General features: G+C 61.5%; 15 protein-coding genes. 12 read left to right on the plus strand and 3 right to left on the minus strand.

The window, feature by feature from the left end:
• The first annotated feature begins 6 nt into the window (after window positions 1–6).
• Complete coding sequence (locus J4E63_RS20440) at window positions 7–621, plus strand: GNAT family N-acetyltransferase (RefSeq protein WP_103308052.1); 615 nt, start codon at window positions 7–9, stop codon at window positions 619–621.
• On the opposite strand, the gene J4E63_RS20445 is transcribed toward J4E63_RS20440, so the two are convergent.
• Together J4E63_RS20445 and J4E63_RS20450 are read right to left on the minus strand one after the other, a co-directional pair.
• A complete protein-coding gene (locus tag J4E63_RS20445) occupies window positions 587–1,480 on the minus strand; it encodes a LysR family transcriptional regulator (protein ID WP_207283150.1) in 894 nt (297 codons plus the stop codon). The genes J4E63_RS20440 and J4E63_RS20445 overlap by 35 nt on opposite strands.
• An 86-nt stretch (window positions 1,481–1,566) precedes the next feature.
• Complete coding sequence (locus J4E63_RS20450) at window positions 1,567–1,830, minus strand: hypothetical protein (protein WP_072404558.1); 264 nt, start codon at window positions 1,828–1,830, stop codon at window positions 1,567–1,569.
• A 185-nt stretch (window positions 1,831–2,015) separates the two neighbouring features.
• On the opposite strand from J4E63_RS20450, the gene J4E63_RS20455 reads away from it, so the two are divergent.
• The 4 genes from J4E63_RS20455 (at window position 2,016) to J4E63_RS20470 (ending at window position 7,698) form a co-directional block, all read left to right on the plus strand.
• A complete protein-coding gene (locus J4E63_RS20455) occupies window positions 2,016–2,573 on the plus strand; it encodes an NADPH-dependent FMN reductase (RefSeq protein ID WP_072404556.1) in 558 nt (185 codons plus the stop codon).
• A 255-nt stretch (window positions 2,574–2,828) separates the two neighbouring features.
• Window positions 2,829–5,741, plus strand: a complete 2,913-nt coding sequence (locus J4E63_RS20460; RefSeq protein WP_207283151.1) for a hypothetical protein — start codon at window positions 2,829–2,831, stop codon at window positions 5,739–5,741.
• 285 nt (window positions 5,742–6,026) lie between these two features.
• Window positions 6,027–6,377: a metalloregulator ArsR/SmtB family transcription factor gene (locus J4E63_RS20465; RefSeq protein ID WP_207283152.1), complete on the plus strand. Its 351-nt coding sequence runs from the start codon at window positions 6,027–6,029 to the stop codon at window positions 6,375–6,377.
• A 37-nt stretch (window positions 6,378–6,414) separates the two neighbouring features.
• Window positions 6,415–7,698, plus strand: coding sequence for an arsenic transporter (locus J4E63_RS20470; protein ID WP_060741978.1), 1,284 nt, complete (start codon window positions 6,415–6,417; stop codon window positions 7,696–7,698).
• A 140-nt stretch (window positions 7,699–7,838) separates the two neighbouring features.
• Here the strand turns inward: J4E63_RS20470 and J4E63_RS20475 are convergent, their stop codons facing one another.
• A complete protein-coding gene (locus J4E63_RS20475) occupies window positions 7,839–8,804 on the minus strand; it encodes a DUF1853 family protein (RefSeq protein ID WP_207283153.1) in 966 nt (321 codons plus the stop codon).
• Between the two features lie 105 nt (window positions 8,805–8,909).
• Here J4E63_RS20475 and J4E63_RS20480 point away from each other — a divergent pair, with 105 nt between their 5' ends.
• From J4E63_RS20480 to J4E63_RS20510, 7 genes are all read left to right on the plus strand, one after another.
• Window positions 8,910–9,800, plus strand: a complete 891-nt coding sequence (locus tag J4E63_RS20480) for an NAD(+) kinase (protein ID WP_003180647.1) — start codon at window positions 8,910–8,912, stop codon at window positions 9,798–9,800.
• Window positions 9,797–10,771, plus strand: coding sequence for a metallophosphoesterase (locus tag J4E63_RS20485; protein WP_207283239.1), 975 nt, complete (start codon window positions 9,797–9,799; stop codon window positions 10,769–10,771). Before J4E63_RS20480 ends, J4E63_RS20485 begins: the two co-directional genes overlap by 4 nt.
• 39 nt (window positions 10,772–10,810) lie before the next feature.
• Window positions 10,811–12,160 carry an ATP-binding protein gene (locus J4E63_RS20490; protein ID WP_207283154.1) on the plus strand — a complete coding sequence of 450 codons (1,350 nt, stop codon included), beginning with the start codon at window positions 10,811–10,813 and terminating at the stop codon, window positions 12,158–12,160.
• Window positions 12,160–12,645 (plus strand): hypothetical protein, encoded by a 486-nt coding sequence (locus J4E63_RS20495; protein WP_207283155.1) that lies wholly within the window; start codon window positions 12,160–12,162, stop codon window positions 12,643–12,645. Before J4E63_RS20490 ends, J4E63_RS20495 begins: the two co-directional genes overlap by 1 nt.
• Complete coding sequence (locus tag J4E63_RS20500) at window positions 12,645–13,568, plus strand: lipopolysaccharide assembly protein LapB (protein ID WP_207283156.1); 924 nt, start codon at window positions 12,645–12,647, stop codon at window positions 13,566–13,568. The genes J4E63_RS20495 and J4E63_RS20500 overlap by 1 nt, the downstream gene beginning before the upstream one ends.
• A gap of 73 nt (window positions 13,569–13,641) precedes the next feature.
• Window positions 13,642–13,902, plus strand: a complete 261-nt coding sequence (locus tag J4E63_RS20505; protein ID WP_207283157.1) for a YeaC family protein — start codon at window positions 13,642–13,644, stop codon at window positions 13,900–13,902.
• Entirely contained in the window at window positions 13,899–14,729 is an 831-nt protein-coding gene (locus tag J4E63_RS20510) for a DUF2797 domain-containing protein (RefSeq protein ID WP_060741983.1), read from the plus strand. Before J4E63_RS20505 ends, J4E63_RS20510 begins: the two co-directional genes overlap by 4 nt.
• Window positions 14,730–14,736: the final 7 nt, after the last annotated feature.

Consider the following 14,736-nt stretch of genomic DNA (forward strand, 5'->3'; position numbering starts at 1 on the left):
CCCAGTATGCAACCGGTCATGAATCCCAAGCACCCCGGGCTGTCGGTGCGCATCGTCGATGATGGCTTTGCCGCCTACATCTGGGGCAGCGATTTCAGCTTTGAAGTCAGCGACTACGTGACGGCGCAGATTGGCCGTCCCGTCAGCCAATGGCCGGTGACGCCCATCGTTCCCTATCGCAAGTGCTATGGCATCGATCCCGAAGAGTTCAGCAGCTTCCGCGATGCCCCGGACAGCGAGATCTTCATGGCCTACCTCGATGACCAGCCCGTCGGGCACCTGGTGGTCAGCACCAACTGGAACGGCTATGCCCACATCGACGAGCTGGCGGTACACGCCCCGGCCCGTCGCCACGGAGTGGCCAAGGCGTTGCTCGATGTCGCCCAGTTCTGGAGTCGCAAGAAAAAACTGCCGGGCATCATGCTCGAGACCCAGAACAACAATCTGGGCGCCTGTCGGCTCTATGAGCGTTGCGGTTACGTGCTGGGTGGTATCGATCACCTGCGCTATCGCGGCATTGACCGGCATACCGCCGAAGTCGCGCTGTTCTGGTACCGGCTGTTCGACGACCCACTGGGCATGTCGATCAGTGGCTCAGCAACGCCTCGGCTTGTTCCGTAACCCGTTCCAGCAGCGATTGAAGGGCGGGTGAAGAGGGTGCGCCGTTGAGGCTCAAGGCATAGAGGCCGATCGCGATGGCGGGCGATACCGGGCAGACGTCGAGGCCGCCGTCCTTGGCGCCCGAGGCGGTGAACGGGTCGACGATGGCCAGGCCTTCGCCGGCCTCGACCATGGCGCGCATCATCTGATGGGTCTGGACGCGGAGCTGGATCATGGGCGCCGGTCGCAGCGCCGCCAGTTTATGCTCGAATGCAGGGCTCAGCGGGTCGTGGCCATCCAGGCCCACCAACGGCTGGCCCGCCAGGTCCTGAAGCGAAATATATTTTTGACGGGGTTGCAGCCAGCCGTGGGGCGCGAGCAATTGCAGTTTGCCCTGGGCGATCATCTGGCAATGGATGTCGGGATGTTCAGGGTCGTGCAGGCTCAGGCCCAGGTCGCTTTCGCGCAACAGCAGGCTGTGGACGATGTCGCGGGTCGGTCGGCTGAGCAGGGTGCACGGCGCATCCGGATGACGACGACGCAAGGCAGCGATGCTCTGGGGCAGCAACTGCTGGGCCAGCGGTGGTGTGCAGATAATGCGCAAGGGCGCTGCCTGATGGTGTTTCAGGCTGCTGGCCAGGCGCTGCACTGGCTCGAGGGTGTCGTACACCCGTGTGATACCGTCGCGCAATTCAAGGGTTTCCCGGGTCGCCTGCAAACGACCGCGCACGCTGGCGAACAGCATGAAACCCAATTGGGCCTCGGCATCGCGCAATATCGCCTCGACCTCCGCCACCGGCAGTTGCAGCCATTCGGCCGCCGTGCCGAGGTGGCCGGTCTGCAGCAGCGCCTGGATCACTTCGATGTGGCGTAAACGCATGCAAGAAGTCCATGTTCGGCGGGTGAGCCATTGATTGGCTGAATCCTAACCCAAGTCCGGGCATGACTTCTGCTCATAACCAACGGTTATGAAGCTATTTGCGTTTCAGTGGGCGTTTGAGTGGGCAATGGCGTTTCCGGTTCGCGCGTCAATTCGATTTGAGACTGCACGAGAATAAATTTGCCGTCGTCGAGTTTGTTGACTCGATCACCGATAGCCAATTTATAGGTAGTGACAGGCTCCTTGCCATTTCCGTCGGGCGACGGGGTCGATTCCTGAAACTCATGCACCGAATAGACGCGACCTTCGGCGTCCCGCGCATGAAATTGTCCGACAAGTACTGCTGCCATTGCTTAGAACCTCTGGAAATAAATCACTCGATTTGCGGTTCTGTAGACCCTGGTCAAGCGCGGTAAGTTTTCCTACATGAAAAAAATAGTCCAGCCGGCCGGTTTTTGTCGCTCCACTGGTCCAATTGTCACCCCGATCATCTATAACTACAGGCTCCTTTGAGCCGACAGTCGAGAAGCCTCTCATGAGTAATGTCTACACAGTGGCCGTTTTGGTGGGCAGCCTGCGCAAGGCATCGATCAACCGCAAGGTCGCGCTGGCACTGGCTGACCTGGCGCCAGCCAACCTCAAGCTGAATATCATCGAGATTGGCGAGTTGCCGCTCTACAACGAAGACATCGATGTTTCCCCACCGCCAGCCTACAGCACTTTCCGCCAGCAGGTGGGCGCGGCCGATGCCTTGTTGTTCGTCACGCCGGAATACAACCGTTCGGTGCCGGCACCGTTGAAAAACGCCATCGATGTGGGGTCGCGTCCCTACGGCCAGAGTTGCCTGAGTGGCAAACCGGGCGCGGTGATCAGCGCTTCGCCGGGTGCCATTGGCGGTTTCGGCGCCAATCATCATTTGCGCCAGTCCCTGGTGTTCCTTGACGTGCCCTGCATGCAGCAGCCGGAAGGCTACCTGAGTAACGCCGGGACGGCGTTCGACGAGGCGGGCAACCTGTCGGAGTCCGTCAGGCCATTCTTGCAGAAATTCATCGATGCCTATGGCAAGTGGGTCGAGCAGCATAAGAAGGCCTGATAACCGAGATTTCAGAAACCCTGTGGCGAGGGAGCTTGCTCCCGCTGGACTGCGCAGCAGGCCCCTTTGGGCGGTCGCTGCGCAACCGAGCGGGAGCAAGCTCCCTCGCCACGGGTTTTATGTATCGCTTTAAATCCCCACCCTACTGTCAACTCTGACAGTAGACGCTCTCATTCCAGTGCGTCCTAATCACCTCACGTTCACTGCGCCTCTACTGTTTTATTGGGCAGCCCCTCAACCATCGAGGTGTTCTCCATGGAAAAGCGATTCCCCCCGCGTTGCTCGCCCGACAACCAGACGCTGCTTGACCTTCGCCCACCCATTTTCCCGGGTTGGACGCGTCCGGTGGAGGACTATGACGCCGGCATCCCGGCCAGGCTGGTGGAAGGCGGGTTGCTCTGCATTGTCGATCCCTGGAACAACATGGAGATCGGTGATGCCTTCAAACTCTACTGGAACGACGAAACCACCCCGGTCTGGAGTACGAATATCGACGCAAACCAGAAAGACTACCGTCTGGTTTTCCGTATCGATGAGGGGCATATCGTCAGGGGCGACGCTTTCCCTGTGTTCTACAGTGTGCTGCCCGCAGGCGCCGCGGATCCCCTGAAGTCGGAGCCGAAGTGGAAGCTGCTGGTCAAACTCGACCCACCCGGCGGTTACGATGAAGACCAGGGCACACCGGGCCACTCGGGCCTGGAGTACTCGATTCCCCAGGACATTATTGAAAATGGCGTTGGCCCCGAAGAGGCTGCGGCGGGTGTGCCGGTGACCATCAAGCCTTACAAGTTCATGCGCCGCAATGACAGGATCAATCTGGCCTGGGGCACGCAAAACATCTACCGCACGGTGGCCGAAGGGGAGGAGGACGAGGAGATCATCATCACTGTCCCCCTCGAGGTCATCGAGTTTGCCGAAGACAGCGATGCCCTTGCCGTGGCCTATCAGGTGGTTGATGAATGCGGCAACTACCCAGGCGGCTACTGGCGCTGGTCGGCGGTGACCCATGTTCTGGTGGATCTGAACAATAACCGGCTCGATCCGCCGTTGGTGCTGGTCAATGGTTTTCCCGTTGAAGAAATCGACCTCGCCGAACTGGCCGGAAATCCGGTCACTGTGCGGGTTACCGCCAACCGCTATGAGCATGCCATCGGAGATCTCTTGCGCATGACCTGGCGCGGCACCGCCGCCGACAGTTCACCGGTGATCGTTGGCCCGCTGGAGGAAACGGTTCAAACCATTCCCTACTTCTACGATTTCACCATCCCCTATGCCGATGTCGCGGCGATCGCCAAAGGGCGGGCCACGGTGGGTTACGTGCGGACCCGCAGTGGCGAGAGGGACCTTCCGTCGAAAAGCACCTCCGTGACCGTGATCGGCGATACCCGCCAATACCTGGCCCCCGACATTGTGGAAGCCGTGGGCGGCACGCTGGACCCGGACCTGAATTTCTATACGCTTTCCGTTCCCTACTATCCGGGACGTGTCGCTGGCGATGAGATCATCATCATTTGCGACGGTCGTACCTCCACCACGCTTCCGACTTATCATGAAGTGACGGCCATCGTGGGCGGGGAGGCGGTTGGCGCGCCGGTGCTGGCGAACCTGGACAAAGAGCAGGTCAAGCGCCTCGAGGGCGGCTCGCTCACGGTGTACTACAGCGTGAACGGTCAACCCGAGTCGGAGTCCTTGAGGTTGACGGTGGGTGCCGCGGCGCCGTTGCTGCCGATTCCTACGGTCGTGGAAGCACCCAACGACGTGTTGAACCCGGACGACGTCAACCCCGCCATCGGCGCCAACGTCATCGCCACCTACACCGCAACCCTACCCGAGGATGTTGTCGTGCTGCGCTGGCGCGGCTCAATGAGCAATGCCCCGGACCAGTCGAGAACCTTGACGGGTAATACGGCGGGCAAGGCGGTTCCCTTTACCGTGCCGTTCACTTATGTGAGCGGCAACCTGAACGGCACCGTGGATGTCAGCTACTCCATTACCCGTGGCGCTACGCTCCTGGGCAACTCCATCGTCCGGCACCTGACGGTCGGTTCGGACCTGGAACTGACGGCCCCCTCGGTGAAAGAGGCCAACGGTGCCACCCTGAACCCGGTCAGTGCCAAGGATTCGCTGACCATCGTGGTACCGGCCAATGCCGCGCTGCTGCCTGACGACAAACTGAAAGTCACCTGGACCGGCGCCCCGGGCACGCCGGCCGAGGGTTCGTACACCTCGGGCGAATGGCCGGTCAGGGACGGCTGGGAAGTGCCGATCGACAACAGCGTAGTGGCGTTTAGCTTGGGCAAGGCGGTGACCGTCACCTATACGGTGATCCAGGCTGGCGTGGAGTCGCCACCTTCGGATTCGTTTACGCTGAATGTACAGGCGATGCCTGCGGCCAGCCTGGCGATGCCGTTGATTCCGGAGGCGGCGCAGGGGGGGATTGGTAGTGAGTTGGACCTGGGTAGCTTCACGGAGGATGCCCGTGTCACGGCGGCGCCTTGGCCGCTGATTGCCGCCGGCCAGCGGGTCTGGCTAAGCTGCGAAGGGGTCGCCAGCGATGGGTCTGACTATACGATTACGCTTTACACCAATAAAGAAGTTGTCCAGGGCGAAGTATCTGCCGGGCTGTCTAAAGAGATTCCTCGGGCCGAGCTTGAGAAACTGCGTGATGGATCTCAGTTGAAGGTGGTGTTGCGGGTTACTTTCAATCGCAGCAACAGCCAGAGTGAGGCGGTTACTTTTCCGTTGCGGACCTATATGGTTCGAAACGAAGAGCGGACGGTGGATCATTACACCCCATTTGATGGTGGGAATGCTAATGGTTGGGAAGATGCAAAATTGTTTGAAGTCGTTCATGAGGATGGTAACTATTTTGGCCGAATGGGGCGGGAGGCCCCAGCTGACCACGGGGGAGCATTGTTGCGTATTTCACTCCAGCAGGGTGTTCGCTATGAGCTTAGCTTTGTTTGCCGCAGCCTTTCCGGCGCCACTCCCTTGGTTTTTTTTGGCAATGGATCCGGGCAGCGACAATTTAGCCTCCTCATCTATCCTCTGCATAGCTGGGAGCCATATTCAACTGTCTTAACACCTGACGCTCCAATCGATATGCTGGGGTTCAGTACAGAAATTGGGATCACCGATGTGGATAATATTCGCATTCGCCAGCTATAAAGAAAGCGGATCTTGACTGCTTAACCAAATGGTTTGCGGCGACATGTGGCGCTGGGTATCCGCCGGATAATGGCGAACCGCGCTAGCTGACATAACCCGTACCCCGTGGCGAGGGAGCTTGCTCCCGCTGGACTGCGCAGCAGGCCCCTTTTGGCGGTCGCTGCGCAACCGAGCGGGAGCAAGCTCCCTCGCCACAAAAGCGTTTTGCGCGATCCACCCAGGGCTTTACTGAGTATTCGAATATCCATATATTCGCCATTCGCTCATCCCAGGCTTGCCCACGCCATGCCCGATTCCCCCAATCCCGTCGATGTCTTCAAGGCCCTGGCCGATGACACCCGTACGCGCATTGCGTTGCTGGTGGCCCGTGAAGGCGAGTTGTGTGTCTGTGAGCTCACCGCCGCGCTGGGCCTGAGCCAGCCGAAGATCTCCCGGCATCTGGCGCAGTTGCGCAACGCTGGGCTGCTCAGCGACCGGCGGCAGGGGCAATGGGTTTATTACCGCCAGCACCCGCAGTTACCGGCCTGGGTCAGTACGATGTTGGAGCAGGCGTTGGCGGCCAGTACCGCCTGGCTGACAGCGGATGTGCAGCGCTTGAGCGTCATGCCTGATCGTCCGGTGGCGCGTTGCTGCTGATTACTTTTTTCCCATCCCTTTTTCAAGGCTGTAGCGCATGCTCATCGCGTCGTTGATTTTCCTGCTGACCATTACGTTGGTGATCTGGCAACCCAAGGGGTTGGGCGTTGGCTGGAGCGCGACGCTGGGCGCGGTGCTGGCCTTGTTGAGCGGGGTGGTGCAGGTCAGTGATATCCCGCTGGTCTGGCAGATCATCTGGAACGCCACCGGTACGTTTGTCGCGCTGATCATCATCAGCCTGTTGCTGGACGAGGCGGGGTTCTTCGCCTGGGCGGCCCTGCATGTGGCCCGCTGGGGAAAGGGCAGCGGGCGCAAGCTGTTTGCGTTCATGGTGCTGCTGGGGGCGCTGGTGTCGGCGTTGTTTGCCAATGACGGGGCAGCGTTGATCCTGACCCCTATTGTGATCTCGATGCTGCTGGCACTGCGGTTTTCCCCGGCGGCGACCCTCGCGTTCGTGATGGGCGCTGGTTTCATTGCCGACAGCGCGAGCCTGCCGCTGGTGGTGTCGAACCTGGTGAACATCGTCTCGGCGGACTTCTTCGGCATTGGTTTCAACCGCTACGCGGCGGTCATGGTGCCGGTGAACCTGGTGAGTGTGGCGGCCAGCCTGGCCATCCTGCTGTGGTTCTTTCGCCGCGACATCCCGCGCGACTATGACCCCGATCAACTGGATGATCCGGCGACGGCGATCCACGACAAGGCGACGTTCTATGCCGGCTGGGCAGTGTTGGTGATCCTGCTGCTGGGCTGCTTTGCCCTGGAGCCGCTGGGGATTCCCATCAGTGCGATCTCGGCGGTCTGTGCTGCGTTGCTGCTGGCGGTCGCGGCCCACGGCCACAAGATCTCCACCCGCAAGGCAATGAAGGAAGCGCCCTGGCAGATCGTGATCTTTTCCCTCGGCATGTACCTGGTGGTCTATGGCCTGCGCAACGCCGGGCTGACTGGTTACCTGGCCCATTGGCTCGACGGTTTCGCCGAATATGGCGTGTGGGGCGCGGCCATGGGCACCGGTGTGCTGACGGCGCTGCTCTCGTCGGCCATGAACAACTTGCCGACGGTGCTGATCGGCGCCTTGTCCATCGATGCTAGCCAGGCCACCGGGGCGGTGAAGGAGGCGATGATCTACGCCAACGTCATCGGCAGCGACCTGGGCCCGAAAATCACGCCGATTGGCAGCCTGGCGACGTTGCTGTGGCTGCATGTGCTGGCGCGCAAGAATATCCAGATCGGCTGGGGGTATTACTTCAAGGTCGGGATTGTGCTGACGGTGCCGGTGTTGCTGGTGACGTTGGCGGCGTTGGCTGTGCGGTTGTCCTTCTAGGACCGAGTTGGCTTCATCGCGAGCAAGCTCGCTCCCACAAGGGCGTGCATTCCAGTGTGGGAACTCACTTTTGCAGAAAAGTGCTTTCCAATGTGGGAGCGAGCTTGCTCGCGATGAGGGCCTGACAGGCAGCACAAGGCTCAGCCACCGCCCGGCACATCCGGCCAACGATCCGCCACCAGGAACACCCGCTCGGCTTCTTCCCACTCACCCTCGGCGTTTTCGCTCAGGCGCACCATCAACTGTGCCGGCGCCATAGGGTCCAGGGCCATTCGCCAGGCGTCCAGTTGCGCGGTGCTCCAGGTTTGCTCGGCCGGATAATGCGCCGGGGCCAGCCAGGCGGCGCGGGGCAGGGGTTGCCAGCGACCCGGCGGACGTTGGGCGATGAACGCAGGCCAGTCCCGTTGATGCAGCCAGCGGCCGCGCAAATGCCTGGGGTGGGCACCGGCCGGTGGTTCGGCCTGGCCCGGCCAGGGGTAGAGCAAATACCCGCCCAGCCAGAGCTCGGAGCGAAACAGCTCGAGGCCAGAGGGCTCGATCCCCAGTGCCGCCAGGGCCTCGCGGCTTTCCGGGCGGGCGGAAATCGGCAGTTGGTGCTCGCGCAGATGCGCCAGCTTGCGGTCGAGCCGGTCATGGCAGCCCGGGCCCAGCCATTGCGCGGCGTCCAGCCCGTTTCCGTGCTGGGGCCCGAGGTACAACTTGATAGCCAGCTCCAGGTGGTGGATGCCGTCGCGATCACGCAGCAACAGGTCCAGTTCGCCCAGGGTATGGCCTTCGCGTCGGATCGGCAGGTTGGCGGCGATCAATTCGATGCCCGGGGCATGCTGCACGGCAAACTGCCACAGTCTTTCGTAATACAGGCCCAGGCGGCGCGTTCGCCCTTGGGACAGGCAGTGCAGCAATGGGTAGCTGTCGCGGTCCAGTTGCCGCAGCCAGTGTTCCAGTCGGCCAGGCTCCTGCACCCAATCACTGCCAGCCAGGGGATGGCGCTGGGGCCAGGGCGTGTCGATGAGCATCGGCGGGGCGATGATCGCCCACGCGAGGTCGCGCACTTCGGGATGGTGCAAGCGTCGGGGCAAGTCCAGCAATTCAGGGAACAGGATCATCTTGCGAGCATAGCCGTTGCGCTGAAGGCTTAAAGGATTTTGTCTACGGCGCGCTTTCGCCCATAATCGTGTTTTTCGCCCGCCGCAGACCCTCGCAGGAGCCTCATGGAGCAATTTCGCAATATCGGCATCATCGGTCGCCTGGGCAGTTCGCAGGTGTTGGACACCGTTCGCCGTCTCAAACGTTTCCTCCTGGAGCGGCACCTGCATGTGATCCTCGAAGATACCATCGCCGAAGTCCTGCCGGGCCATGGCCTGCAGACGTCGTCGCGCAAGATGCTCGGCGAAGTCTGTGACATGGTCATCGTGGTCGGCGGCGACGGCAGCCTGCTGGGGGCCGCCCGGGCCCTGGCACGACACAACATCCCGGTGCTGGGGATCAACCGGGGCAGCCTGGGGTTCCTCACCGATATCCGCCCCGACGAGCTGGAGATCAAGGTCGCCGAGGTCCTGGACGGCCACTACCTGGTGGAAAACCGCTTCCTGCTGCAGGCCGAGGTCCGCCGTCATGCCGAGGCCATCGGCCAGGGCGATGCCCTCAACGACGTGGTGCTGCACCCTGGTAAATCCACGCGGATGATCGAATTCGAGCTGTACATCGACGGCCAGTTCGTCTGCAGCCAGAAAGCCGACGGCCTGATCGTCGCCACCCCCACCGGCTCCACCGCCTATGCGCTGTCGGCCGGCGGGCCGATCATGCATCCCAAGCTCGACGCTATTGTGATTGTGCCCATGTACCCCCATACCTTGTCTGGGCGACCGATCGTGGTCGATGGCAACAGTGAGCTGAAAATCGTCGTGTCCAAGGATATGCAGATCTACCCGCAAGTGTCCTGTGACGGCCAGAACCATTTCACCTGCGCGCCGGGTGACACCATCACCGTCAGCAAAAAAGCGCAGAAGCTGCGCCTGATCCATCCGCTGGATCACAATTACTACGAAGTCTGCCGGACCAAGCTTGGCTGGGGCAGTCGGTTGGGGGGTGGAGGCGACTGATGCTCGATCCTGCGCGCAGTTACGATTTGATCGGTGACGTGCACGGATGCGCCCTGACCCTGGAACACCTGCTGGACCGACTCGGTTACCACAAGCAGGGCGGGGTCTGGCGGCATCCGTCGCGCATGGCCGTGTTCCTGGGGGACATCATCGACCGTGGCCCGCGGATCCGCGAGGCGCTGCACATCGTTCATGACATGGTCATGGCCGGCCAAGCGCTGTGCATCATGGGCAACCACGAGTTCAACGCCCTGGGCTGGAGCACACCGGCATTGCCGGGCAGTGGCCAGCGCTACGTGCGCGAACACACGCCGCGCCATGCCCGCCTGCTCAACGAGACACTGACCCAGTTCGAGCAGCATCCCGGCGACTGGCATGACTTTCTCGAATGGTTCTATGCGCTGCCGCTGTTTGTCGATGCTGGCCGCTTCCGGGTGGTGCACGCCTGTTGGGATGCCGGCCTGATCGAACCACTGCGGGGCCTGTTCCCGGACGGTTGTGTCGACGAGCACTTCCTCCAGGCCTCGGCGCAACCGGGCAGTTTTGCCTGCACGGTGTTCGATCGCTTGCTGCGCGGTACGGACATGCGCCTGCCCCACGGCCTGACGCTGACGGGTGGCGATGGCCTGACCCGTTCGTTCTTCCGCACCAAGTTCTGGGAAGACAACCCGCAGACTTACGGCGACATCGTGTTCCAGCCCGACGCCTTGCCGGAACCGGTGGCTCGCACGCCGCTGTCGCCGGATGAAAAAAACAACCTGCTGCGCTATGGCGTCGATGAGCCGCTGTTGTTCGTCGGTCACTATTGGCGCAGCGGCAAACCCGCGCCGATCCGCCCGAACCTGGCCTGCCTGGATTACAGCGCGGTGCTCTACGGCAAGTTGGTCGCCTATCGCCTCGACCAGGAAACCCGCCTGGATCCGCACAAGTTCGTCTGGGTCGATGTCGAGCGGCCGGAGGTGGTGCAATGAAACTGTCTGTCACGCGAACGCATTTTTTGAGGAAGTGCCATGGATGATTCGACGTTCGACCAGCTGGAGGCCGCGCTCCTTGCTGCGCCCGGCAACGTCGCACTGCTGACACTGTTGCTCAACGCCAGTGTCGAGCGCAGCGAGTACGCGCGCGGGCTTGAGTTGCTTCCTGCCGATCTTGAGCAATGGAGCGATGCCCAGGCCTTGAAAATGGCCGCTGCCGGGTTATGTATCGCCGCAGGCCAGGCGCAACGGGCTCTTGGCCTGATTGAAGGCGACGAGCCTGCCGCGCGGATGCTCAGGGCGCGCGCCTTCGCGGCCCTCGAGCAGATGAAGGAGGCCCAGGTGGAGTACCGTGCCGCGGTGGATGCCAACCCGGCCCTTGAAGACATGGCGCTATGGCGTCGGTTGAACGTATCCGTGACCGACTTTTCCGCTGCACAAGGGCGTCCGCGCTTGCGCGTGATCTCCAATGACAACACCGACCAGACCGAAGTCCGTCGCCTGCTGGTGCCGGAAAAGGAAGTCCTGTCCTTCGATGACATCGGTGGCCTGGACGAGCTGAAGAAAACCATTCACAAGAAAATCATCCTGCCTTACCAGAAGCCCGGCCTGTTCCAGCGCTTTCGCAAGCGGGTCGGCGGCGGCGTTTTGCTCTACGGGCCTCCGGGATGTGGCAAGACCATGCTGGCCCGGGCCACGGCCGGGGAGTGCAAGGCGACGTTCTTCAACGTGGCTATTTCCGATGTCCTGGACATGTACATCGGCGAATCCGAACGCAAGTTGCACGCGCTGTTCGAGCAGGCTCGTGCCCAGGCCCCGGCCGTGATGTTTTTCGATGAAGTCGAAGCCTTGGGTGGCAAGCGTTCCAATACCCGGGATTCGACCTCTTCGAAACTGGTCAGCCAGTTTTTGTCCGAGATGGACGGTTTTACCAAGGACAACCACGGCGTACTGATCCTCGCGGCAACCAACGTGCCTTGGTCGGTGGACTCGGCTTTCAGGCGCCCGGGGCGTTTTGACCGGGTGTTGTTCGTGCCGCCGCCCGACCGGCCGGCCCGGGAAACCATGCTCAAATTGATGATGGCAGGCCGTCCGATGGCCGAGGACATCGACTTTGCCTTCCTGGCGAAAAACACGTCGGGCTTTTCCGGTGCGGACCTGGGTGAGCTGGTGGAAACCGCCGCTGACGAAGCGATCGAAGAGTCCATCAGCGGCGCGAGCGAACAACCGATCTGCGACCGGCATTTCAAGCAGGCCCTCAAGGAAGTGCGGGCAACCACCCTGGAATGGCTGACTACGGCGCGCAATTACGCGCGTTATGCCAATGAAGGCAACCAGTACGACGAGGTGCTGGCCTTCCTCGACAAACATGGGAAGGGCCGTTGATGGCGCAGTACGGTGGTTATCGCATTGAAGACGAACCGCGCCCAGGCGCCCTGGCCAAGTGGGCCGTCTCGCCTTTTTGGCCGCTGCTGGGGCTGATGCTGGGAGGCGCCTGGCTCGGCTTGCCGTGGTTTGTCTTCAACGCCATTGCGGTGGGCAGTCCGACCCGCGTACGTGAGTGGCTGCTGGCCGGCCTTTGCCTGGTGGGCAGCCTGCTTATCGGCGCGGCGCTGTTGCAACTGGTGGACGCCGGTTACATCCAGAACCAGGCGCAGATCCAGTACGCCTTGTTGACCCTGGTGGTGTGGAAACTTGCCATCGGCTACCTGCTGTTCATGCAGCAAAACGCGACCATCGAGATCTACCAGTACTACGGTGGCGTGCTGAACCGCTTTGGCTTGCCCGTCGTGCTGGTGGGCGCGTTCGTGCTCAAGGGCATGGTCATCAAGTGGGTGCCTGCCACTCTCTGGTATCTGGTGATGAGCTGATGAATACCGATTATCTGCTGCAACTGGCGTATCAACGCTTGCAAGCCGACCATTACGACGGCGCCATCGACGCGCTGCGCCAATTGCTGGCGAGCGATCCGGATTCGGCCGAAGCCCATGCGTTGCTGGCGGTCTGCCTGATCAATATGCGCCGTGTGCATGCCGCCAGGCGCGAGGTGCAGTTGGCGCTGGCGGCCGATGCACAATTGCCGCTTGCCCATTACGCTGCCGCCCAGGTTGCCATTGCCCTGCGCAAGTTCAAACTGGCCCAGGAACACTTGACCCAGTTGCTGGACATGGAACCGCTCAATCCGGTCAATTACCGCACGCTGGCCGATCTTTACCAGTTGACCGGCCGCCTGGAGCAAAGCCGCGAGCCGTTGGAGAAAGCCCTGGAGCTGGGCCCCGACGATGCGTCCAACCTGGTTGCCATGGCCCAGTTCTATCGTGCCAGCGGCGACTGGGGGCGGGCGCATCAGTTCGCCCGCCAGGCCTTGCAGGCCGAACCGGGGCATACCGGGGCCGTGGTGGTGCTTGGGCATCTGTCGTTGCGCGAGGGTGACGTCGAGGGCGCGCGTGAGCACGCCATCTGGGCCTTGCAGGAAAACGCCAATGACCGGGCCGCGCTGCACTTGCTGACTGCCGTCAAGGCCCGCAGCAGTCTGTTTTTGGGAGCATGGTGGCGATTCAACAGTTGGATGAGCGAGCGCAGCGCCAGTCGCGCCATCGTGGTGCTGTTGCTCATGTTCGTGGTCTATCGGGTGGTGGTCATCACCCTGACGGCCCAGGGCTACCCGCAGGTGGCCCAGGTGATTGATTGGCTATGGCTGGGGTTTGCCGTGTACACCTTTGCCGCGCCACAGATATTCAGGCGCTCCCTGGAAAAAGAGCTGGCCCAGGTCAAGCTGTCCAGGGAGTTCTAAATAGCGGGTGGCCACACGGCTTTCAGTCGTGCCTTGCCTTGGAAACCCACGACATTATTGGAGATTGCTTAACATGTCGTCTTTTGCAGAAATGATCGAGAACATCACCCCCGATATCTACCGCAGCCTGAAACTGGCCGTGGAAATCGGTAAATGGGCCGACGGCAACAAGCTCACCGCCGAGCAGCGCGAGTTGTCCTTGCAGGCCATGATCGCCTGGGAAATCCAGAACCTGCCCGAAGACGAGCGCACCGGTTACATGGGCCCGCAGGAATGCCAGTCGAAGTCGACCGAAGTGCCCAATATCCTGTTCAAGTCGGACGCCATCCATTGATCGAGATTGGCCGCGGTGCAATCAGCAAGATGTCGGCACGACTTGACGGGCCGACCGTTCAATACGCCTTTCGCCTGGACGAGGTCGAGGTGCCGGTCAACCCGTTGATCGGCAGCACGATCCGCCTGGAGTACCTCGGTGCGATCCACTGCACCCATTGCGGACGCCGGACCAAGACCAGCTTCAGCCAGGGTTACTGCTACCCTTGCATGACCAAGCTGGCCCAGTGCGACCTGTGCATCATGAGCCCGGAGCGTTGCCATTTCGACGCGGGCACCTGCCGTGACCCGGCCTGGGGCGAGCAATTCTGCATGACCGATCATGTGGTCTACCTGGCCAATTCCTCCGGCGTGAAAGTCGGCATCACCCGTGCCACGCAATTGCCGACCCGCTGGCTGGACCAGGGCGCCAGCCAGGCGCTGCCGATCCTGCGGGTCGCCACGCGCCAGCAGTCAGGGTTTGTCGAGGACCTGTTCCGCAGCCAGGTGGCGGACAAGACCAACTGGCGCGCCTTGCTCAAGGGCGACGCGACAGCGGTGGACCTGCCGGCGATCCGCGATTCGCTGTTCGAAAGCTGCGCCCAGGGATTGCAGGGCTTGCAGGAACGATTCGGCCTGCAAGCGATCCAGACCATAGCGGACGTCGAGCCCATCGAGATTCGTTATCCGGTGGAGCAGTACCCGACCAAGATCGTCAGCTTCAACCTGGACAAGAACCCGATCGCCGAAGGCACGCTGCTGGGGATCAAGGGCCAATACCTGATTTTCGACACTGGCGTGATCAACATTCGTAAGTACACGGCCTACCAGCTCGCCGTGCATCAGTAGAAGGATT

Source organism: Pseudomonas sp. FW300-N2F2, from assembly GCF_017351655.1.
GTDB classification, from domain to species: domain Bacteria; phylum Pseudomonadota; class Gammaproteobacteria; order Pseudomonadales; family Pseudomonadaceae; genus Aquipseudomonas; species Aquipseudomonas fluorescens_AA.